Annotated in this window: 1 pseudogene; it reads right to left on the bottom strand. The window is 69.7% G+C overall.

Annotation, left to right across the window (positions count from 1 at the left end):
* Positions 1-93: 93 nt before the first annotated feature.
* Positions 94-499, bottom strand: a pseudogene (locus VE26_RS00165) (hypothetical protein); the annotation flags it as partial.

The following is a 499-nucleotide window of genomic DNA, read 5'->3' on the forward strand; positions in this document are numbered from 1 at the left end:
TTGCTCACGCTTTCTGCTGCGTGGTGCTATGCTGCACGGCGCTCGTTCCGTCGCGGGCAGTCCCGCGTCGCTCCGCGTGTGGTTCTGGGCCGGTCAACGGCCCCGCATCTTGTGTCGACCATCCAGGGCCGCGTCTCTGGTCGTGAGCGGGGCGATGACCCCGCCACCTTCAAGCGCAGTCTTGACCTTCATGGCACCGATGACGAACTGGCCGGCCTTGCGCGCCATGCCTAAGGCGGACAGGAGGCGCTGCCGGAGCCGCAATTCGGGCAGTTCGGCCAGATCGTCGGCGACCTGGACCGGCCCCGTGAGCAAGCGCGCGAATGCCTCCTTGCGCACCGCTCCGGCCACAGCCTCGCGGCTGAGCGGGCACCAGAGGGCCAGACCTTGAGCGCCAGCCTCGACATCGCGGGAGCGACCATCGTTCGGCCCGACCGCAACGCGCTGCAAGCCCTCCGCCCGCATCTCTTGTCCGGACACGGCGGCGACCCCCCACCCG

Source organism: Devosia chinhatensis (assembly GCF_000969445.1).
Classification (GTDB): Bacteria; Pseudomonadota; Alphaproteobacteria; order Rhizobiales; family Devosiaceae; genus Devosia; species Devosia chinhatensis.